The organism is Stenotrophomonas riyadhensis, from assembly GCF_040256885.1.
Lineage (GTDB): Bacteria > Pseudomonadota > Gammaproteobacteria > Xanthomonadales > Xanthomonadaceae > Stenotrophomonas > Stenotrophomonas riyadhensis.
Window position 1 is genome coordinate 4,207,815 of sequence record NZ_CP155568.1, and the last position, 19,918, is coordinate 4,227,732.

The following is a 19,918-nucleotide window of genomic DNA, read 5'->3' on the forward strand; positions in this document are numbered from 1 at the left end:
AACAGAGCCCTACCGTAGCGCGATTTGATGACAGTGGCGAGCATGCTTTTCGGGATTCACAATCCCTTGGAATTCAAGCAATTACCTGCCGGAAACCGGCCGATTCCGGTCAAGCGGAGCTGAACGGGCCGTTCTTGAGGCCCATTCAGGCCAGAAGACGTTGCCGGGTGTTCAGGCCCGAAGGCTGAGGGCCGCACCTTTACTACTAAGAAACCCGTTGACAGCCATCCGGCGACATGCTCCGATGCATCAACTAATTCATACGTAGAAGCGCATGGCCCGCCCTGTCTCGCAGAATCCCACCCCCGCCGAGCAGGCCATCCTCGACATCCTCTGGGACAAGGGCGAAGCGTCCGTCCGCGATGTGGCGGATGTGCTCGGCGAACACAAGCCGGTCGCGTACACCACGGTGCTGACCATGTTCAACGTGCTGGCGAAGAAGGGCTTTGTCAGTCATCGCCAGGAAGGTCGCGCCTACATCTATCACGCCACGCTCAGCCGCGAGCAGGCCCGCCGGCAAGCGCTCGACCATCTGCTGCATCAGTTCTTCGACGGCTCACCGAACGTGTTGGCACAGCACCTGGTGGACGAACGCGAAATCGACCGCAACGAACTGCAGGCACTGCAGCAGCGCATAAGCGATGCCAGGGCCGGGAGGAAGGAATGAACCTCATCGACATGGCGATGGCACTGGGCCTTCGGCAGTTGCTGTTGTCTGCCGTTGTGCTGCTGCCCGCGCTGTGGCTGGCACGGCGGCGGGCCCTCAGTGCCGAACAACGCTCCTGGCTGCTGACCGCCGCGATGGCAGCGGCCCTGCTGTTGCCGCTCAGCGCCTTCCTGCCGGGCTGGTCAACCACCCTGCCCGCACCGGCGCCACCCGCCGCCGCGTTCCACCCCCTCCCCGGCGAAGGCGCAACGGCGGGAGAGGCCATCTTCGAAGCTGGACGGCAGCCCGACATCTATTACGTCGAACTACCGAAGACCCTGCCGACAGTGCTTGCAGTGGTGTGGCTGCTTGGCACCCTGTGGCTGGGCATGCGCCTGCTGGACGCGATGCTGCACGCGCGCCGGCTGCGGCGGCTGGCACAACCGGCGTCCGCCGGACTGCGCGCGGCCCTGGCCGACATCGTGCCCGCCCACGTGACGATCGCCACCTGCGCCGTCGACGGGCCGATGGTGGTCGGCCTGTGGCGCCCGCAGATCCTGCTGCCCCGCCCCTTGCTGGCACGGCTGGACAACAACGTGCTGCGCGACATCGTCCGCCACGAGGTTGCACACCTGGATCGACGCGATCTGTGGACAAGCACGCTGCTGCGGGCGGGAACAGCACTGTTCTGGTGGAATCCACTCCTGCACCTTGCCCAGGCACGCCTGGCGCTACTGCGCGAAATGGCCTGTGATGCACGCGCTGCGATGCAGGCACGCGAACCGCTGGACTATGCAGGCTCGCTGCTGGCCGGTATCGAACAGCTTCAGGCCCTGCGCGAAGAGGCGCCGACGCTTGCACTGGGCATGTTCAGTGCACGCAGCCAGCTGGCGCAGCGCATCGACCAACTGCTGGACGCCCCGTCGTACGCCCCTCGGCGCCGCAGTCTGTTGATGCTGGGCCTGCTGCTTCTGCTGGCCTGCGTCGGCACCGCGGTGGCTGTCTCACCACGACTGGCCTCACCAGCGGCCAGCACCTCCGATACGCGCGTCAACACTCTGCTCCAGGCCGCCAGCACGCATGACGTCGCGCAGGTCCACGCGTTGGCGGTGGCGGGCGTCGATCTCGATGCGCGCGTGCTCGGCGATGGCACGGCGCTGATCCAGGCCATCCGCGCACGCGATCCGGTGATGGTCGACGCCCTGCTGCAGCTGGGAGCCGACCCTGATCGCGCTGCGCTGGGCGAAGGCAATCCGTTGATCGTCGCCTCCGCGCTGGGCCTGCAACCCATCGTCGAGCAGCTGGTGCAGGCCGGTGCAGACGTCAACCGGGTCGTGACCTATGACGAGACGCCGCTGATCAATGCCTCGCGCGAAGGGCATCTGGTCACCGTGCAGTACCTGCTCGCGCACGGCGCCGATATCAACCTGGGGGTGGAAGCCGACGGCTGGCTGGGCCGCTGGCGGACACCGTTGAACCAGGCCGGCACCGCGGCCGTACGCGATTACCTGCTGACGCAGGGCGCCCGCCGCGAACGACGCTGACTCCGCCGCCGCATCGCCTTCTGCGCTGCGGCGGCAACCTGTTCCACCCGCAACGATCGGACGCGGCAGGCGTGCGTGGCAACGCCTGCGCCGATCCCAACCCTCTTCCACTCCCGCAAGGATGTCGATGATGAACCGCCTGTTGCTGTGTTCGCTGCTGGTCTGCCTGACCCCGTTCCACGTGATGGCCACTGACGCCAGCGCTGAAGACGCTGCGCGCTTTGCCCAGGCAATGGCCCATGGCCTGCGCCCCAGCACCGCGCAGCTGGGCGCGGCGCTGCCGCAGTGGTCGATCGAGGAACGCCTTGCCCATTACAAGGTGCCGGGTGCCGCCGTTGCGGTGATCCGCGATGGCAAGGTGGTGTACGCCGCCGGATACGGCCTGCGCCAGGCGGGCACGCACGACGCGGTGGATGCCGATACCGTGTTCTCGGTGGGCTCGGTCAGCAAGATGGGCGCTGCGGCGACCACCCTGAAGCTGGTTGCTGCCGGCAAGGTCTCGCTGAAGGAGAACATCGATCCACGCCTGCGCCGCTGGCATGTGCCTGCCGATGCGCAGGGACTGCACCCGCCGATCAACCTGCGCATGCTGCTCTCGCACACCGCCGGCTTCAATGTGCATGGCTTCCAGGACTACCAGCCCGCCGAACGCTTGCCGACCTTGCTGCAGACACTGGATGGACTGGCGCCCGCAAAGAATGAACCGATACGCCTGATCCACGCGCCCGGCCAGCAGGTCGACTATTCCGGTGGCGGCTACACGGTGGTGCAGCTGGCGATCGAAGACCTGACGGGCAGAGCATTCGCCGACGTCGCACGTCGCGAGGTGTTCGCGCCACTGGGCATGTCCCGCAGCACGTACCAGAGCCCCTTGCCTGCCGGCTACGGCAACGTTGCCCATGCGCACGACAACAAAGGCCTGCCGGAGGCCCTGCCACGCGGCTGGCAGAGCTTTCCGGAACAGGCGGCGTCCGGGCTGTGGACCAGCGCCAACGACATGGGCCTGTTCGTCGCGGCCCTGCTGCGCAGCATCCGCACCAAGGATGGATGGCTGCCGCAGTCATTGGCCCTGCAGATGGTCAGCGAAGTGGCGCCGGCCGGTCGTGGCCTGGGACCGGAGCTCGCCGGCAACGGCGCCAGTCGCCGCTTCTTCCACAATGGCAGCAATGACAGCTATCACGCCGGCATCGAAGGCTACCCGGAGAGCGGCGATGGATTCGTCATCCTGACCAATGGCGACAACGGCCCCGCACTGCGCGGGGAAATCCGCAATGCCCTTTCCGACGCACTCGGCCACAATGCCAAACCAGTCATCCGCACGCTTGACCCGGCGCTTCTGCGCGACAGCTACCCAGGTTTCAGCGGCCACTTCGTACTCGATGGCGCGCTGCCGATGGACGTCCGCGGCGGTCTCGCTGACTGGTTCGAAGCCACGACGTTGGACGTACAGGCAGGCCAAGCGGGACTGGAATTGCGCCTTCCAGGACGGGGCAAGGCCGTCATGCTCCAGGCACTGACCCCTGTTCGCTTCCTCGCCGGCAGCGTAGGTGCGGAGCTGCTGTTCCACCGTGGTGGCGACGGCACGGTCCAAGCCCTCAGCGTGATCGCCGAAGGCGCGCGTGCCTACTATCGGCGCGCGGATATCGCGCCAGCAGCGGGCCATTGATCCATCGCTGGCGGCGCCGGGCTAATGCCCGGCCCGCTCAGAGCGCCGAGCGTGGCGGCAGCGACCAGTCGATCGGGGCCTGGCTGCGGCGCTGCAGGTACTCGTTGGCCATCGAGAAATGCCGGCAGCCGAGGAAGCCACGATGGGCCGACAGCGGCGACGGATGCGGCGACTTCAGCACGCGATGGCGGCGGGTATCGATGACCTTGCCCTTCTGCTGCGCATACGCGCCCCAGAGCATGAACACCAGGCCTTCGCGTTCGCGGTTGAGCACATCCACCACGTGGTCGGTGAAGCCTTCCCAGCCCCGGCCCTGGTGCGCACCGGCCTTGCCCTCCTCCACCGTCAGCACCGCATTGAGCAGCAGCACGCCACGCTGCGCCCACGGGATCAGGCAGCCGTGGTCCGGGCGCGGGATACCGAGATCGCTCTCGATCTCCTTGTAGATGTTCAGCAGCGACGGCGGCACCGGCACGCCCGGCGCCACCGAGAAGCTCAGGCCATGCGCCTGCCCGCGGCCGTGGTACGGGTCCTGGCCGAGGATCACCACCTTCACCTGCTCGAACGGCGTGGCGTCGAACGCGGCGAAGATCTGCGGGCCGGGCGGGAACACCGCCGCGCCACTGGCCTTGCGCTGGCGCAGGAAGCTGGACAGCTCGCGCATCTGCGGCTGCAACAGGTAATCGCCGACATGCTGCTTCCAGCTCGGTTCCAGCTGGATCGTCGGGGTGTCGGCTGCTTCATCAATCATCACGCCACTTCATCGAATCAGGGGGCCATCGTTCAACCGGGCCAGCCGCAGCTGGAACAGCACCTTGGTGACCAGCAGCCGTTCTTCGATCGGCTTCAGCACCAGGTCGTTGGCACCGGACTGCAGCAGCCCGGTCTGGTTGTGCGGATTGCCGTCGCCGGTCATCACCAGCACCGGCAGGCGGCGCTTGCCGTAACCGAAGTCCACGCGCACCCGCTGCACCACGTCGCGGCCGCTCAGTTCGCCCTTCAGGGTAACGTCGGTCAGCACCAGGTCGATGCGATGGCGGCTGCGGCCCAGCGACTCGGCGGTGAGCAGGGTGAACGCTTCTTCGGCGCTGACCACGTGCAGCACGTTCAACTGCTGGCGTTCCAGCATGCGCTTGGTGGCCTCGGCGACCACGCGACTGTCCTCGATATAGAGGATGGTGGCGCCGGGAATGGTCTGCGGCTGCACATAGCCGCGGATGAAGGTCGCCAGTGCCTCGTGGCCCAGCGCCTTGTCGAAATAGTCGGTGACGTACTCGGTGAAGCGGCGCTGCTCCAGGTGCTGCTGGGCATCGCCGGAGACCACGATCACCGGCACATAGGCCTGGCCTGCGGCTTCGCGGACCATCCGCGCCAGCGCCAGGCCGTCGCCATCACGCAGGGTCAGCGAGGTGGTCACCAGATCCACCGGCCCCTGTGCCAGCGCCTGCTGTGCGTCCTCGATGCTGTCGCAGCCGATCACCTCCACGCCCGGCAGGTCACGCTGCAGGACGTCGGCGATCAGCTTGCGCACCAGCTTCGAGCCATCGACCACCATCACCCGCGTCGCGGGCCCCTCAAGGTGCTTCAGCGCTTGCGGTTGCATGCCGGTCTCAGGTGTCGGTCGGGCGGGTCTGGCGGAGGAAGTGGCCGGTCACCAGCCATGCCCCCAGCCAGCCCAGCAGCAGCGTGCCGAGCAGGACCAGGCCGCCATGCAGCAGGTCCAGGCCATGCAGCACGAACGGGCTGCCGTAGCTGCGGGAGAGTTCGGCCAGCGGCACGCGCAGCGCGGCACCGGCGCCGCCGATCAGGGCCAGTGCCACCGCGCCGGCACCCAGGCCGTACCACGCGCCCAGGTACAGGAACGGGCGGCGGATGAAGCCATCGCTGGCCCCCAGCAGCTGCAGCACGCCGATTTCCTCGCGACGGGCCTGGATGTCCAGACGCACGGTGTTGCCGACCACCAGCGCGGCGCCCACGCCGAGCAGCACCGACAGCACCTGCACCAGCCGCGCACCGAACGCCAGCCAGGCATCCAGACGCTGGCGCCACAGTGCATCGTGTTGCACCAGGTCGGCCTCGGGCAGGCTTTCCAGCGCGCGCGCCAGGCGCGCGTCGTCCTTGCCCTGGCCGGGGGTGATCACCAGCAGCGAGGGCAGTGGATTGTCGTTGAGTGCGTCGATCGCCTCACCGAGGCCGGCATCGCGCAGTTCCTGCAGGCCCTGCTCGGGCGTGCGCACGTTCACTTCGGCCACGTCGTCGCGGTCGCGCAGCTGGCCCGCCAGGCGCAGCGCGCCGGGACCATCGACGTTGCCCTTCAGGAACACGTTGATGTCGCGCGACTGCTGCACGCTGCCGGCGAACTGCTTGAGGTTGTCCAGCGCGATCGACAGGCCCAGCGGCAGGGCCAGTGCCAGCGCCATGACCATCACCGTCAGCAGGGTCGCCCATGGCTTGCGGCAGGCGCGGCCCAGGCTGAACACCACGCTGTGCACGTGGTGCTGGAACCAGACGCCCACGCGCGACGGGGCGGCGGCTTCGCTGTTTTCGTTCTTCGCCATCGGTTACTCCGCCAGATCCTGCGGCGAGATGTCATCCACCAGCCGGCCGTGGTCGAGGATCAGCACGCGCTTGCGCATGCGGCGCAGCAGCGGCAGGTCGTGGCTGACCACCAGCACGCTGGTGCCGCGCGAGGGCAGCTCGGCGAACAGGGCCATGATCTCCGCCGCCAGGGTCGGGTCGAGGTTGCCGGTTGGTTCATCGGCCACCAGCAGCTTGGGCTCGCCGACGATCGCGCGGGCGATGCCGACGCGCTGCTGCTCGCCGGCCGACAGCTGCGAGGGCAGCGCCTTCTCGCGGTGGCCCAGGCCCATCCGTTCCAGCACCGAGCGCACGCGCTTGCTGATGTCGCCACGGCGGGTGCCGCGCAGGATCAGCGGCAGCGCCACGTTCTCGGCGATCGAGCGGTCCATCAGCAGGCGATGGTCCTGGTAGACCGCCCCCACTGCGCGCCGATGGCGCGGCACATCGCCGCCACGCACCTTCAGCAGGTTGCGCTCGTCGAACACCACCGCGCCGCGGCTGGGCCGCTCGTCCAGGTGGATCAACTTGAGCAGGGTGCTCTTGCCCGCACCGGAATGGCCGGTGACGAACAGCATCTCGCCCGGCGCGACCTCGAAGCTGACATCGGTCAGTGCCTCGTGGCCACCGGCGTACTGTTTGCTGACATTATCGAAGCGCAGGACACTCATGCCCCGATTATGCAGGAGCGGCGCCACCGATCGGTAGCGCCTGGCGTTGCCCGGCGGAATCTTCGATCTGCCACTGCGCCCGCCGGACCTCCCCGGGCGCTACCCTTCCCTGCGGGCGTGCAGGACCACCAACGCGTTGTTGTCGCGGTATTCATCCCAGAAGCCGGGAGGCCGGTCCTTGCATTCCGCCGCTGTCGGCACCGGCGCCTGCCACTGCAGCCCGGGCAGCCCCGCGCGGGCGGCCGCCTGCTCGTGCTGGTCCGCGCGCCATTGATGGTCGGTGACGCGGGCCACGGCCGCATCGGCGAACGCGACCTCGACCAGGTGATGATCATCCAGCGCCTGCTGCCGGACGATACGCGCGCCGTAACGCGAAAAGTCGCCCTTGGCCAACCGGAAGGCAGGATGGGTGACGATGCCCAGCAGCCGTCCGCCCGGTTTGAGGACGCTGGCTGCTGCCCGGTACATGCGCTCCAGTTCCTGCAGCGTATCGGCGTGGTTGAACAGCCAGACCGCCACGGCAACATCGAAGCGGGCCGGCATGTCCAGGCGGGTCGCGTCGCCGTGCAGGAACTGCATGGCGTCACCGCCCTGCGCGGAAAGCCGGCGCGCCTGTTCGATCATCGCGGCGGACAGATCGACGCCGAGGGCGCTACGGGCCCCGTGCAGCAGGAGGTGGCGGCCGAAATCACCGGAACCGCAGGCCAGATCGATGACATCCCGCCCCTGCAGTGGGCCGGCCAGCTCCAGCAGTGTCCGGCGTTCCAGCGGACGGGATGCAGAGGCCGCCACATGCTGCGCGTAATGCAGATCGAATGCGTCGTAACAGGGTACGGATGCCATCGCGTGACGCCTCCGGATGCGGGAGGCGTCAGCTTGGATGGAAGCCGGCGGGCGCGGCCAGAGTCAGATGCGACAAGGTTGCGTGGCCGGCGCCTGCGCGGCATGCCGGTCCCGGCCAGCGGCCGGCACTACCATGCCTCGTGAGGCTGTAGAGCCGAGCATGGGCTCGGCTCGGTGCGGACCAAGGTCCGCACCCACCCGCGGTGGCTTAGTTGCCCGACAGCATCCGGCGGATCTTGCGGCCGATGCGGGTCAGGAACGAATCACCGGTATCGGCCGCGGTGCGCACCGGCTTGGCCACCACCTGCACCGGGGTGACCGGGCTGGCGCCATTGCCGGCCGTGGCCTGCACGCCTTCGGCACCTTCGACCGGACGGCCGTGGCGACGACGACGACGCTTGCGCGGCTTGCGCTCGCCATCCACCGCACCTTCCGGCGCACCTTCGGCACGCGGCGGACGCGGCGGGCGCGGAGCCTGGGCGACAGCGGCTTCAGCACCTTCCACCGGAGCGGCCGCAGCCTGCTCGCCTTCCACGCGCGGCTTGCGCGGGCCACGCGAACGGCGCTCGCCGCTGCGCTCACCGTCGCGACGCTCACCGCGGCCACCGCTGGAGCGGCCACCACTGCGGCCACCGCCACGACGCTCTTCCTCGGCGGCGCGGGCTTCGCGCGCTTCCCGGAAGATCTGGCCAACGCTCTCGTTCTCTTCGCCGTCCTCGCCTGCGGCCGGGGCCGGGCGTTCCGGGCGCGGCAGCGCGGTCAGCAGCTCCTTGGTGACCGGCTCGGACGGAATCTTCTGCTCGATGTAGGCCTCGATGTCCGGCAGGCTCATCGCATAGCGTTCGCAGGCGAAGCTGATCGCATCGCCTTCCTCGCCCAGGCGGGCGGTACGGCCGATGCGGTGCACGTAGTCTTCGGCGTCGAACGGCAGGTCGTAGTTGTAGACGTACTTGATGCCGTCGATGTGCAGGCCGCGCGCGGCCACGTCGGTGGCCACCAGGATTTCCAGCTGGCCCTTCTGGAAGCGGTTGAGCAGGCTCTCACGCTTCTTCTGCGGCACGTCGCCGGACAGCACGCCGACGCGGTAGCCGGCCTTTTCCAGCGAACGGGCGACGCGCTCGACGAACACCTTGGTGTTGACGAACACCATGGTGCGGGCGCCTTCGCTGCGCGACAGCAGGCCCAGCAGCAGCGGGATCTTCTCTTCGTCGGCCGGGAAGTACAGCTTCTGGCGCACGCGTGCGGCAGTGACCGTCTCGGCTTCGACCACCAGCTTCTGCGGCTCGTTCATGTGCTCGTAGGCCAGCTCCAGCACGCGGTGGCTGAGGGTGGCGCTGAACAGCAGGGTCTGGCGGGTGGTGCGCTCCGGCATGCGGCGCAGCAGGAAGCGGATGTCCTTGATGAAGCCGAGGTCGAACATGCGGTCGGCTTCGTCCAGCACGCAGATCTCGCAGGCATGCAGCGAAACCACCTTGTGCTGCTTCACGTAATCGATCAGGCGGCCCGGGGTGGCGATGATCACGTCCACGCCCTGCTGCAGGATCTCGCGCTGCTTGTCGTAGTCGACACCGCCATAGACCAGCGCGAAGCGCAGGCCCAGGTCGGAACCGAACTTCACCGCGTCCTTGTGGATCTGGATGGCCAGTTCGCGGGTCGGGGCGAGGATCAGCGCGCGCGGGTCTTCCGGCTTGCGGTCGGCCAGCGCCGGCTTGCTCAGCAGGCGGTTCACGACCGCGACCAGGAAGGCCAGGGTCTTGCCGGTGCCGGTCTGGGCCTGGCCGGCAACATCACCGCCGGCCAGCGCGACCGGCAGGGTCAGCGCCTGGATCGGGGTGCAGCGGGTGAATCCGGCTCCTTCAAGGCCGGCCTGCAGGGCCGGATGCAGCTCGAAGGAGGAGAAGGTCAAATCGGTCAGCGGTTTGTCGCTCATGAGTCCGTCTTGGTATGGCCGCCGGCCCGTAAGGCGGCTGGCACTTCATCGTCTAGGGGCACCGTCGCAAACTGCGGCCCCTGCGGCGGGTTGGCAGGCTGGGACCACCGGGTCCGCGCGCCGCACAATGCCCCAGTTTAACGCACTCGGGCGGGCAAACCGGAATGAGCCGTCTCAAAGATACGAGAGACGCTCGACCTTCACCCAGCAACACCGGACTTGAACGGTCCTTCCAGAGGCGCTGGTGTCGCCCACTGCCAGCCCCATGTACAGGAAGACAGTGAAATCCGACACATACCGGCCATCGAAGCGATCACGATACGCTGGGTTCCAGCCGGCGCCTGTCCCTGCCCTGCGATAGGGGTACACTGCCGGCCGTGAGCGTCCAGGCATCCCGCCGAACGCACCGCGGCAGTGCGCCGCGAGGCAACGACGAGGGTCGCGCCACCGGGCATGGCCCAGTTCACCCACCTCCGGCATGACCGGGTGCAATCCAAGACGAGAAACCAAGATGAGCGACAAGGTTGTACATGTCGGCGACGCCGACTTTGATAGCGCAGTGCTGAATTCCAAGGAACCGGTGCTGGTCGATTTCTGGGCCGAGTGGTGTGGCCCGTGCAAGATGATCGCCCCGGCGCTGGACGAGCTGGCCGATGCCTACCAGGGCCGCGCCAAGATCGCCAAGGTCAACGTCGACCACAACCGTGCGCTGGCCGCCAAGTACCACGTGCGTTCGATTCCGTACCTGGTCGTGTTCAAGGATGGCGAGAAGGTCGCCGAGCAGATCGGTGCGGTGGGCAAGGCCCAGCTGGCCGGCCTGCTGGACAAGGCCCTGGCCTGATCCCGCTGTTCCCCGGCAGCCGTCGACCACGGCTGCCGGTGGGGCGCCCCGCGCCCATGATGAATGCTGTTCCCGGTGACCCTTGCATGGCGCCGCGGGCCGATGATAGTGTCGGCATATCCGGCCGCGTTCGCGTGCCGCACCCTCTGGACGCAGTTTCTTCCAGACCCATTCCCAACGTTCGCCGCCCCAGCCGGGCGCTCGCACCTTCAAGCGAGGAATAACGCTCTTGTCCGATAACACTTCCGAAACCGGCAGCGCCGATGCGCCCGCCGAAAAGCGCGTGCGCAAGCCCCGCGTGAGCAAGGCCGCCGCTCCGGCAGCCGCCGAAACCAGCGCCGCTCCGGCGCAGCCGACCCTGCCGCTGGCCGCCGCGCCCGAAGCGCCGGCACCGGCCGCCGCCGCCCCCGCACCGAGCGCGCCCGCCGCCGAGGCCCCTGCCAGCAGTGGCGGCGGCGAAGGTGGTGAGGGTCGCGAATCCGGCCAGCCGCGCCAGCAGAACCACCAGGGGGGCGGCCAGAACCAGGGCCAGAACCCGTACAACCAGAACGGCCAGCAGGGCCAGGGGCAAGGTCAGGGCAATCGCCGCGACCGCTTCCGCAACCGCCGCGACCGTGACCGCAACAACCGCTTCCGCGACGATGGCCTGCCCAACGACGGCGGCGAGCAGCAGCCGTTCGTGCCGCGCCCGCACGCCAACGTGCCCGAGGGCTTCCCGGTCTACTCGCTGAGCGACCTCAAGCGGATGCCGGCGCAGAAGCTGCTGGAAATCGCCGAGCAGCTGCAGATCTCCGAAGGCGTGGCACGCGCCCGCAAGCAGGATGTGATCTTCGCCCTGCTGAAGGTACTGACCCGCCACGGTGACGGCGTCGCCGCCGACGGCGTGCTGGAAATCCTGCCGGACGGCTTCGGCTTCCTGCGCGCGGCCGAAGCCAGCTACCTGGCCGGCCCGGACGATACCTACATCTCGCCCAGCCAGATCCGCCGCTTCAACCTGCGCACCGGCGACCATATCTCCGGCCGCATCCGCTTCCCGAAGGACGGCGAGCGCTACTTCGCGCTGAACATCGTCGACACCATCAACGGCGAGCCGATCGAAGCGTCGAAGAACAAGGTGCTGTTCGAGAACCTGACCGCCCTGTTCCCGCGCCGCCGCTTCACCCTGGAGCGCGGCAACGGTTCGTCGGAAGACATCACCGGCCGCATCCTCGACCTGATGGCGCCGCAGGGCAAGGGCCAGCGCTCGCTCATCGTGTCGCAGCCGAAGGCCGGCAAGACGATGATGATGCAGCAGGTCGCCACCGCCATCACCACCAACCACCCGGACGTGCACCTGATCGTGCTGCTGATCGACGAGCGCCCGGAAGAAGTGACCGAAATGCAGCGCACCGTGCGCGGCGAGGTCATCAGCTCGACCTTCGACGAGCCGGCCGCGCGCCACGTGCAGGTGGCCGAAATGGTCATCGAGCGCGCCAAGCGCCTGGTCGAGCACAAGAAGGACGTGGTCATCCTGCTCGACTCGATCACCCGCCTGGCCCGTGCCTACAACAACGTGGTGCCGAGCTCGGGCAAGGTGCTGACCGGTGGTGTGGACGCCAACGCCCTGCACCGCCCGAAGCGCTTCTTCGGTGCCGCGCGCAACGTGGAAGAAGGCGGCAGCCTGACCATCATCGCCACCGCGCTGGTCGACACCGGCTCGAAGATGGACGAGGTGATCTACGAAGAGTTCAAGGGCACCGGCAACAGCGAAGTGCACCTGAGCCGCCGCATCGCTGAAAAGCGTGTGTTCCCGGCCATCGACATCAACCGTTCCGGCACCCGCCGCGAAGACCTGCTGATCGAACCGGAACTGCTGCAGAAGATCTGGATCCTGCGCAAGCTGCTGCATCCGATGGATGAAATGGCCGCGATGGAATTCCTGCTCGACAAGATGAAGAACACCAAGTCCAACGACGAGTTCTTCGGTTCGATGAAGCGCTGAGCCCCGGCGCTGCATCGGAAGAAACCTGCCGCTCGCTGCGGCAGGTTTTTTTTTGCCTGCAGGGCGACGCACTTCACTTCGCTGGCGCCCGCTTTTGGCGATAATCCGCGCGATACCCTGCCCGGCCCCCGTGGGCCCGGCCACCGATTCCCGCTGTCGCCCCTTCCGGAGAACCGGTCGGGTCCAGCCTCCTGCCGGATCCGTCGACGCATGCGAACGCTGTCCCCCCGCCTCAACCTGGGCAAGCTGATCCTCGCCCTGGCCCTGCTCAGCGCCATCATCGCGCTGGCCAATACCCTGCTGGCGAGCTACCGGGTGCAGCGCGACCAGCTGGTCGGCAATACCCTGGAAGCCAACCGCGTCTACGCCACCAAGCTGGCCGAGACCACCCAGAACTTCCTGCTGGCCGCGCAGCAGCAGCTGGCCTATGCAGCCACCCGGCTCGGCCAGGGCGACCTTGATCCGAAGCAGGCCCAGGACGAAGCCAGCCGCCTGCAGTTGCAGTCCAGCAGCTTCAACTCCTCGCTGGTAGTGGATGCCGATGGCCTGGTGATCGCCACCTCGCCGCAGACCCTGCAGCTGCAGGGTGAGGTGCTGCACAGTGTCGGCAACAATGCGGCACTGGCCGCGCGCCAGCCGATGATCAGCGATCCGTACCAATCGGCCACCGGCAAGCTGCTGGTCTCGCTGTCGCACCCGATCTTCGACCGCCAGGGCCGCTATCGCGGCTATGTCAGCGGCACTCTGTACCTGCGCCAGCGCAGCGCCCTGCATACGCTGCTGGGCAAGCACTACTACCGCGACGGCTCCTACCTGTACGTGGTCGACCGCCATGGCCGCCTGCTGTACCACGCCGACGGCAAGCGGGTTGGCGACTACGTGGTTGGCAACCCCGCGGTGAAGGCCGTTGTGCGGGGCGAGCGCGGCGCGCAGCAGGTGCGCAACAACCGCGGCGTGTCGATGCTGGCTGGCTACGCACCGGTCGCAGCCACCGGCTGGGGCATCATCGCCCAGCGCCCGACCGAGGCCACGCTACAGCCGCTGTCGCGGCTGATGACGGCGGTGATCTGGAACGCGATTCCGCTCGGCCTGCTGTCGCTGCTGGTCACCTGGTGGTTCGCGCGCCGCATCTCGATGCCACTGTGGCAGCTGGCACGCAATGTTCAGGGCGGCGAGGACACCGGCAACGCCATCAACCATGTCAGCGGCATCCGCGCCTGGTACTTCGAGGTCGCCCAGCTCAAGCAGGCGGTGCTGCACAGCTTCAATGCCCTGCAGGATCGCATCGGCACGCTCAACCGCGCCAGCCGTACCGACCCGCTGACCGGTCTGTTCAACCGCCGCGGACTGCAGCAGGCGCTGGACGCGCTGCAGGTGCAGAGCATCCCGTTCGCGATCCTGGCGCTGGACATCGATCGCTTCAAGTCGATCAACGACAGCCATGGGCATGACGTCGGCGACAACGCCATCGTCCATATCGCCGACCAGATGCGCCGCTACTCGCGCGACAGCGACATCCTCTGCCGCGCCGGTGGCGAGGAATTCCTGCTGCTGCTGCCGGGCATCAGTACTGAATCGGCGCGCCAGGCCGGCGAACGCCTGCGCCAGCACATCGCCGACCATCCGTTCGAACCGGTCGGCACCATCACCGTATCGCTGGGCGTGGCCCACTTCCCCAGCTTCCATGTCGACGCAGAACAGGCGCTGCGGCTGGCCGACAAGGCGCTGTACATGGCCAAGGAACAGGGCCGCAACCGGGTGGTGGTCTACCCGTATGCGGACTGACGCGGAGCCGGATTGCCCGGCTCCGCTCCCACAATCAGCCCTGTTCCAGCGGGGTCAACAGGCGCACGCCGCGCTTGGCGCCATCGACCATGTACACCCCACCCTCCGGCAGCAGGTCGCTGCCGGCCTGCTCGATCGACCGGCGTTCGCGCCACGGCGCAGCCTGGCGGGGCCCGGGGATGAAGGCGCGCCAGCGGCCATAGCGTTCCTGCCCTGCGTTGCGGTCATTGCCCAGGGCGAAGCTCACCGGGATGCGTACCGTCCAGCTGTCGTGTGTGCTGCTTTCGCCGGTGGTCGGTGGGTTGAAGGTCCAGCTGCGGGCGCTGCTGATACTGGCCTTGGCCAGGATGTCGCGCATCTTGGCCATGGCCCGTTCCGGGCCGACCACGGCCATGTTCACCTGCTCGGCGATGACATCGGCCACCGTGCCGTCACGCGCCACCTTGACCATCAGCAGCACTTCACCCTGCGCACCATTCCGATAGGCGTCTTCCGGATAGCGCGGCGGAGCCATCTGCTTCCGGGTCACCGAATCGGTAGCCTTCGGATCATATTCACTGAAATCGACACTGGTCATGCTGACCTGGTAGCCACCATCGGCCATCTGCGTCCCCCTCAGCCGCACCCGCATCGGGGCGCGTGCAGCCACTGCCTTGCCATCGCGCAGCGTGGGTTCGAAGCGCCAGCCGCCGATCGTGCCTTCCACGAAGGAGGCGATGCTCGGAGTCAAGGCCGATTTCTGGTCCAGTACCAGCGAGCTGACCTCACCCTCAGGCGTGATCTCGATATGGCCGGACAGCACCATGCTCATTTCCGCGGTGGCACGCACCGCACGCGCGGTCTGTGCACTGGCCTCGCCAGCAAGCAACGGGGTGCCGGCACCTACGGCCAGCGCGAGAGCGAGAAACAAAGGGGAACGCATCATTGCCGGATCCTTGGTGATGAACGGCGAGCGTACCCCAGTCCCAGCCGCCATGACAGCCGCCTCAGGCCAACCGGTGCACACCCGCATAAGGGGGCGTATCCGGATAGTCACCGCGGGCGAAGCGTTCCTGCAGGCCCTGCCACCAACCCGGGTCGAACAGGTGCCGGTAGTGCTCGCGCACTGCGGCCAGTTCACCTGCCGGCAGGCCCATGAACGGGCCGAAGCGCTCCGGGAACACATCACGCGGGCCGACATGGAACCAGGGCTCGTCGGCCATCGCTTCCTCAGGCGTGCGTGGCTGCGGCCACGCGCGGAACACGCAGTCGCTGACCAGGCACAGCTCGTCATAGTCGTAGAACACGGCCCGGCCATGCCGCGATACGCCGAAGTTCTTCGGCAGCATGTCGCCAGGGAAGATGTTGTTGCGCGCCATGTCGGTGATGGCCTGCGCGTAGTCGAGCACCGCCGCGCGCACGGCCTCGCCTCCCTGCTCGCGCAGGTACAGGTTCAAGGGGCGGAAGCGGCGCTGCACATAGCACAGTGCGACTTCAACCTCATCGCCATCGATGCGTACGCTCTGCGCGCATTGCTGCAGCAGCTCTTCCAGCAAGGCCGGTGCGAAGCGGTCGCCTGGAAAGCGCAGATGACGATAGGGCTGTGCATCGAGCAGGCGGCCGACACGGTCCAGGTTGAACACCAGCGCGTATTTCTCTTCCACCTGCTGGCGCGACATCGACTTCGGCCACGCGAAGCGGTCGCGGATCAGCTTGAACACCAGCGGGTAACTGGGCAGGGTGAACACCGCCATGACCATGCCCGGTGTGCCCTCTGCATGCACCAGCCGCTCCTGCGGGTGCTCGTTGAAATGACGGAAGAAGGTGCGGTAGCGCTCGGTCTTGCCCTGCTTGGCACGGCCCAGCACCGTGTAGATCTCGTCGATGGGCTTGCCCGGCAGCAGGCTGCGCAGGAACACCACGGCGTCGCCCACCGTGCCCAGGTCAGCCTGGAAGTAGCTGCGGGACACGCCGAACAGATGAGCAACATCACGGCGCCGGGTCAGCACTGCATCGGCACGCAGGCCGCGCTCGTCGTTGACCAGGGCGATCACGCACGGCGAGAAGCGGTGCTCGCCGAACACGCGTCCGACCAGGTAGGCGCGACGCTCGCGGTAGAACACGGTGTCGAGCAGCTCGATGCTGCGTACCGGCGTGTCCCCCCAATGGGCGAGGTCGTCCTGCAGGCGCACGGCAATGGCCGCCGCGCAGCGCAGCTGGTGCGCATAGGGGATGTCGAAGCGATAGTCGGCCAGCACCCGCTGCAACGCCTCCACCGGCCGCGTCGGCGAGACGGCATAGGTATGCCGTGCCACGGGATGGGTGATTGCATCGGAAGGTTCGACATCGAAGGCGATGAACTCCAGCGCCGGGTCCACGCCCCGGGTGGCGAACAGGCGCCGCGACAGCGTGTTGTAGAAGGTCTTGTACAGCTCGGCGTCGATCAGCCCCTGCAGCAGCGCGCTGTAGCGGGCATGCACCTGCAGCCACAGCGCGCGCTCGCCGATCGCGTCACCGGCGAGGCGACGCAACGCATCCATCTGCTCGGCGATGCACAGGTCGTACAGGGCGATGCGCTCGACCGCATCCTGGCGTGCCGCTGCCCAGTCGCGCTGCTCGAAACGCAGCCGCGCACGGGCGGTGATTGCCGCAAAGCGGGCGTGGTACTGCTCGAAACCATCGCGGATGGCGCCGGCGATACGCGGCGCCAGTTCGGCAGCGATGTCAGGCTCGGACATGCACGGCTCACCGGGGAGGACCGGCTTTACCATACGCTGGCGTGTGTGATGCCGTCGAGCGCAGAGGTAGTGCCGGCCGCTGGCCGGCAGCCCCTGGACCGCCGGTGGATCCATGCAGATGCCGGCCAGCGGCCGGCACTACCGGCTCAGATCGCCAGTTCGGCCTCTACGTCCTGCACCTTGCGCCGGGCCAGCGCCAGGTTGGACTTGGTACGGTCCAGCACGAGGTAGAAGAACAGGCCCTTCTTCTTCGCCACCGGGCGCATGATGTGGTACGCCTTGCCCAGCGAGATCAGGATGTCCTCGATGCTGTCGTTGAGGTTCAGCGACGCGGCGGTCTTCATCTTGGCGCGGATCACTTCGGTGTTGCCGGCGGCGGCCACTTCCATGTCCATGCCGGTACCGGCTTCACCCAGCAGCATGCCGCTTTCGTAGTCGACCAGCGCCACTGCCTGCGCGCCGTCGATGCCCATCAGTGCGTTCAACGATTCATTCAATCCAGCCACGTCGCACCCCTTGTCGAAGTTGGTTCGAGCCCCTCGTTCCCCTGCGGCCGGGCTCACGATCCGCCGAGTTCGGCCAGGATCGCCTGGCCACATTCCCTGCTCTGCCACAGCACCTGGCCGATCACGCTGCGCTGGTCGCAGGCCGCCATCAGCAGCAGCGGTGCGCGCCCTTCAGCCAGGATCGCCAGCATCAGCACCTTGCCGCCCACAGCCTCCAGCATCAGCGTCTGCAGATCGCCCAGCACCAGTTCGCGGCCCACCGCCGCGGCCAGTGCCAGCATCGCGCTGGTCATCGCTGCCAGTCGTTCGCCACGCCCATCGGCGCCGGCACTGACCAGGGCAAAGCCATCGACGCTGGCCAGCACTACCGTACGCACGCCTTCGACGCGCTGCTGCAGGTCCTGCAGCAAGGGCTGCAGGCGCTCACGCTGGCCGGCATCGGGCAGGACTGCCGCCTGCCCGTCAGCCATGTGCCGCCACCAGCGCGTGCGCTTCCATTTCGCTCATCAACACATCCATCAGCAGCAGCCCCTGTTCGCGGTCGCGGGCGTCCACCGCCAGCAGCGGTAGTGGTTGGTCGTCGAGGCAGGCGCGCGTGGCCCAGTCATCCAGCGCGGCGCGTGGCGCCTGGTCGAGATGGGTCACCGCCACCACCAGCGCCAATGACGATGCGAACGGCTGCAGCACCTGCAGGTAGTCCTCCAGCTCGCTGGCCAGCCCGGCACGACGCGCATCCAGCAGCAGCACCGCACCACGTGCCCCCTGCAGCAGGATCGGCCACAGGAAATCGAAGCGCTGCTGGCCAGGTGTGCCGTAGAGACGCAGGCGTTCGCCGTTGGGCAGGTCGATGTCTGCGTAGTCCAGCGCCACGGTGGTGGACGCCTTGTCGGCGCCGAGGCGGTCACTGTTGGCCACATCGGTGTCGATCACCGCGCCCGCTGCGATGCTGCGCACCAGGGTCGACTTGCCGCTGCCCATGCCACCCAGCACCACCACCTTGTGCTCACGCATTGCGTTCGCTCCCGCGCAGGTGCCGCCACAGGCGGGCAAGCAGGCCGTTGTCGGTGCCCGTGCCGCTGCCACGTCCTGCCGCCATCGGGGCCACCGGGGCGCTCTGCAACTGCGCGTAACCGCACAGGTAGGCGGCATGGATGAAATCGCGCACCGCCGCAGCCGGCAACTCAAGCAGCATCGCGCACTCGTCAACCGTGCACGCGCGCTTGAGCAGCAGCGAACACAGGCGGAAGCCATCATGGTCGTGGCCCAGTACGCGGAAGTCCGGCCAGCGCAGCAGCTTCACTGAGGCGCCACGCAGGCGTTCGTCCAATGCCTGCCAATGGCGGCTGCGCTGTGCCCACTGCCACAGCAGCGGTCGCAGTGGTTGGCGTGGCCGCTCGCCGGCCAGCGCCTGCAGGCGTGCCGGCGTCAGCGCATCCAGTTGCAGGCGTTCGAAGGCATCGGCCAAACGCTCCACCAGCGCCGCAGCCGGTTCCTGCAGCAGCACGGCCTGGTCGTGCTCCAGATCCATCAGCAGCAGAGGCTCGCCCGCATCACTCAACAGTGCCTGGCCCTGTCGCAGCGGCAGCCGCTCGCGCAGCAGACGGGTGATGGCATGCGCACCATCAGCCAGACGGATCGGTGCGGCTGCGTGCATGGCCATGGGCTCCACTGCCAACTGCATGCCGCGCAATGCACGGCCGATGGCACTGTCATCAAGTACATCCTGGTGCCCATCACCGTCGCGCAGCTGGCCTCCCAGGTCCTCGATCCAGCACTGCAGTCGCGGACGCTGCTGGCGCATGCGCAGGGCCGCGTTGCGCAGCGCCGGCGTATCGCGGATGACCAGCAGATCGCAATCATCCAGGTCCTGGCTGCGGCGGATCTGGCCGTCCGGCAGGGCCGATGCCACGCGCAGCCGCTGCAGCAGGGCCTGCTCGCCCTGGATGTCGGTTCCCACTACCAGCACGCGTGCCATCCGTGTTCCCCGTGCGGCCACCTCCCCGGTGGCCTCGCGTCGCCAAGGCTAGGGCATCGCCAGCGGCAGCCGTCGTGATCGACTGCTCAGATCGAGGGCGGCTGCAGATCCGCTCATATCGGTTCTGCGACGGCCATCGCGGGCAAGTTTCATGCCCCTTTGACGGCATTCCGACAGCCGACGGAAGTCGCGGTTTCATCGCCTGGGGTCAGATCCCTTTTGCATGGCGAAGGGGA

At 67.7% G+C, this 19,918-nt stretch carries 18 protein-coding genes; 6 read left to right on the forward strand and 12 right to left on the reverse strand.

Annotated features, from left to right (window positions below):
* Positions 1–274 precede the first annotated feature (274 nt).
* From SriyCCGPB3_RS19430 to SriyCCGPB3_RS19440, 3 genes are all read left to right on the forward strand, one after another.
* Complete coding sequence (locus tag SriyCCGPB3_RS19430; RefSeq protein WP_032129544.1) at positions 275–667, forward strand: BlaI/MecI/CopY family transcriptional regulator; 393 nt, start codon at positions 275–277, stop codon at positions 665–667.
* Positions 664–2,190: a M56 family metallopeptidase gene (locus SriyCCGPB3_RS19435; protein WP_164160921.1), complete on the forward strand. Its 1,527-nt coding sequence runs from the start codon at positions 664–666 to the stop codon at positions 2,188–2,190. The genes SriyCCGPB3_RS19430 and SriyCCGPB3_RS19435 overlap by 4 nt, the downstream gene beginning before the upstream one ends.
* A 130-nt stretch (positions 2,191–2,320) precedes the next feature.
* Positions 2,321–3,856: a serine hydrolase domain-containing protein gene (locus SriyCCGPB3_RS19440; protein WP_350259638.1), complete on the forward strand. Its 1,536-nt coding sequence runs from the start codon at positions 2,321–2,323 to the stop codon at positions 3,854–3,856.
* A 37-nt stretch (positions 3,857–3,893) separates the two neighbouring features.
* Here SriyCCGPB3_RS19440 and ung read toward each other — a convergent pair whose 3' ends face one another.
* From ung to rhlB, 6 genes are all read right to left on the reverse strand, one after another.
* Positions 3,894–4,607, reverse strand: a complete 714-nt coding sequence (gene ung / locus SriyCCGPB3_RS19445) for a uracil-DNA glycosylase (protein WP_350259639.1) — start codon at positions 4,605–4,607, stop codon at positions 3,894–3,896.
* Between the two features lie 9 nt (positions 4,608–4,616).
* Positions 4,617–5,459, reverse strand: a complete 843-nt coding sequence (locus SriyCCGPB3_RS19450; protein ID WP_005411271.1) for a response regulator — start codon at positions 5,457–5,459, stop codon at positions 4,617–4,619.
* A gap of 7 nt (positions 5,460–5,466) precedes the next feature.
* Positions 5,467–6,414 carry a permease-like cell division protein FtsX gene (gene ftsX, locus SriyCCGPB3_RS19455; RefSeq protein WP_110713941.1) on the reverse strand — a complete coding sequence of 316 codons (948 nt, stop codon included), beginning with the start codon at positions 6,412–6,414 and terminating at the stop codon, positions 5,467–5,469.
* A gap of 3 nt (positions 6,415–6,417) precedes the next feature.
* Positions 6,418–7,104 (reverse strand): cell division ATP-binding protein FtsE, encoded by a 687-nt coding sequence (gene ftsE / locus SriyCCGPB3_RS19460; protein WP_049424090.1) that lies wholly within the window; start codon positions 7,102–7,104, stop codon positions 6,418–6,420.
* Between the two features lie 99 nt (positions 7,105–7,203).
* Positions 7,204–7,947 (reverse strand): class I SAM-dependent methyltransferase, encoded by a 744-nt coding sequence (locus SriyCCGPB3_RS19465; RefSeq protein ID WP_110713942.1) that lies wholly within the window; start codon positions 7,945–7,947, stop codon positions 7,204–7,206.
* Between the two features lie 208 nt (positions 7,948–8,155).
* A complete protein-coding gene (gene rhlB, locus SriyCCGPB3_RS19470; protein ID WP_110713943.1) occupies positions 8,156–9,877 on the reverse strand; it encodes an ATP-dependent RNA helicase RhlB in 1,722 nt (573 codons plus the stop codon).
* 511 nt (positions 9,878–10,388) lie between these two features.
* Between rhlB and trxA the strand changes: the two genes are divergently transcribed.
* The 3 genes from trxA to SriyCCGPB3_RS19485 all read left to right on the forward strand — a co-directional run bounded on the left by trxA (position 10,389) and on the right by SriyCCGPB3_RS19485 (position 14,484).
* Positions 10,389–10,718 (forward strand): thioredoxin TrxA, encoded by a 330-nt coding sequence (trxA, locus tag SriyCCGPB3_RS19475; RefSeq protein ID WP_088027548.1) that lies wholly within the window; start codon positions 10,389–10,391, stop codon positions 10,716–10,718.
* 229 nt (positions 10,719–10,947) lie between these two features.
* Positions 10,948–12,699, forward strand: coding sequence for a transcription termination factor Rho (gene rho, locus SriyCCGPB3_RS19480; RefSeq protein ID WP_094001169.1), 1,752 nt, complete (start codon positions 10,948–10,950; stop codon positions 12,697–12,699).
* Between the two features lie 210 nt (positions 12,700–12,909).
* Positions 12,910–14,484: a sensor domain-containing diguanylate cyclase gene (locus SriyCCGPB3_RS19485; protein ID WP_350259640.1), complete on the forward strand. Its 1,575-nt coding sequence runs from the start codon at positions 12,910–12,912 to the stop codon at positions 14,482–14,484.
* A 34-nt stretch (positions 14,485–14,518) separates the two neighbouring features.
* On the opposite strand, the gene SriyCCGPB3_RS19490 is transcribed toward SriyCCGPB3_RS19485, so the two are convergent.
* The 6 genes from SriyCCGPB3_RS19490 to SriyCCGPB3_RS19515 all read right to left on the reverse strand — a co-directional run bounded on the left by SriyCCGPB3_RS19490 (position 14,519) and on the right by SriyCCGPB3_RS19515 (position 19,682).
* Positions 14,519–15,409, reverse strand: a complete 891-nt coding sequence (locus SriyCCGPB3_RS19490; RefSeq protein WP_153854670.1) for an energy transducer TonB — start codon at positions 15,407–15,409, stop codon at positions 14,519–14,521.
* A 61-nt stretch (positions 15,410–15,470) separates the two neighbouring features.
* A complete protein-coding gene (gene aceK, locus SriyCCGPB3_RS19495) occupies positions 15,471–17,201 on the reverse strand; it encodes a bifunctional isocitrate dehydrogenase kinase/phosphatase (RefSeq protein WP_350259641.1) in 1,731 nt (576 codons plus the stop codon).
* Between the two features lie 146 nt (positions 17,202–17,347).
* Positions 17,348–17,707, reverse strand: coding sequence for a hypothetical protein (locus SriyCCGPB3_RS19500; RefSeq protein WP_110713947.1), 360 nt, complete (start codon positions 17,705–17,707; stop codon positions 17,348–17,350).
* Positions 17,708–17,760: 53 nt separating this feature from the next.
* Positions 17,761–18,177 (reverse strand): roadblock/LC7 domain-containing protein, encoded by a 417-nt coding sequence (locus SriyCCGPB3_RS19505; RefSeq protein ID WP_164160929.1) that lies wholly within the window; start codon positions 18,175–18,177, stop codon positions 17,761–17,763.
* Positions 18,170–18,718, reverse strand: a complete 549-nt coding sequence (locus tag SriyCCGPB3_RS19510; protein WP_110713949.1) for a GTP-binding protein — start codon at positions 18,716–18,718, stop codon at positions 18,170–18,172. The genes SriyCCGPB3_RS19505 and SriyCCGPB3_RS19510 overlap by 8 nt, the downstream gene beginning before the upstream one ends.
* Positions 18,711–19,682: a hypothetical protein gene (locus SriyCCGPB3_RS19515; RefSeq protein WP_153854673.1), complete on the reverse strand. Its 972-nt coding sequence runs from the start codon at positions 19,680–19,682 to the stop codon at positions 18,711–18,713. Before SriyCCGPB3_RS19515 ends, SriyCCGPB3_RS19510 begins: the two co-directional genes overlap by 8 nt.
* Positions 19,683–19,918 lie beyond the last annotated feature (236 nt).